This window comes from Paenibacillus cellulosilyticus (assembly GCF_003182255.1).
GTDB lineage: Bacteria > Bacillota > Bacilli > Paenibacillales > Paenibacillaceae > Paenibacillus_T > Paenibacillus_T cellulosilyticus.
In genome coordinates this window covers 1-1,058 of the sequence record NZ_QGTQ01000078.1, presented here as the reverse complement: position 1 = coordinate 1,058, position 1,058 = coordinate 1, and the positions used below count along the sequence as shown (strand labels likewise).

The window sequence follows — 1,058 nt, the reverse complement described above, 5'->3', positions numbered from 1 at the left end:
CATCTGCTGATAAGACAGCGCGTGAAATCGAACTAGAAAGAGAAATAGGCGAGTTGCGTAGAGCGAATGAGATTCTCAAGGACGCACTCGGTTTTTTCGCAGTAGACCGGAAGCGGTAAAGGCATGCCATCTGTATGCTTACATCCGTGAACGACGGGATAGATGGACCGTCAAGGAGATGTGCGAAGTACTTGCTGTCAGCGAATCGGGCTATTACCGTAGCTTGAAACCGACACCTAAACAAGAGCGGCAGCAACGCCTTCTGGTCAACATTAAAGACATCATTGGAAAACATGAAGACAACAGTAATTACGGTGTTCAGCGTATTCTGCTGGCGCTGTTACAAATAGATATTAAGACCAGTTACAGCACCGTCCATCGGATTATGAAGAAGCACGGCTTGCTGAAGAAAGCCAAGCGTTATCCGAACGGCATTACACGCGAGGATGCCGCAGCTCAAAAGAGTGAGAACCTGATCCAGAGAGACTTCAAGGCCTCAGCACCAAACCAAAAGTGGCTATCTGACATCACCGAAGTCCCTTGTTCAGACGGCAAGTTATATCTGTCCGCAGTATTGGATTGTTTCAATGGAGAGATCGTGGGCCTAGCCATGGACGACAACATGCGCAAGGAACTCTGTATCCAAGCCTTTGAGAACGCCTGCAAGGCAAGAAATGCACGCGGAATGATTTATCACAGCGATCGAGGCAGCCAATTCACGAGCCATGCATTCCGGGAGCGTCTGGCTAAACGAGATGCCATTCAGAGCATGAGTGGCACAGGGCGTTGCTATGACAACGCACGAATGGAAAGCTTCTTTGCTACGCTAAAGAAAGAGAAACTGTACAAGATCAACACGGAGCGCTATCCGATGGCCTATATTAAATCGATCATCTTCAGATACATCATGGTTTACTACAACAGACAGCGGATCTACACCTCTAATCCAGGGGGCTGGCCCCCTGCTATTTATCGCGAAAGAATGCTGTCACAGGCAGCTTAGTAACGGGGTTTCTGTATGAGTGTGTTTTCAAACTGCACTTTTTTTGACAACTCCA

Annotated in this window: 1 protein-coding gene; it reads left to right on the top strand. The window is 48.0% G+C overall.

Annotation, left to right across the window (positions count from 1 at the left end; all coding sequences use genetic code 11):
- Positions 1–130 precede the first annotated feature (130 nt).
- A complete protein-coding gene (locus DFQ01_RS30775) occupies positions 131–1,003 on the top strand; it encodes an IS3 family transposase (RefSeq protein ID WP_110047719.1) in 873 nt (290 codons plus the stop codon).
- Positions 1,004–1,058: the final 55 nt, after the last annotated feature.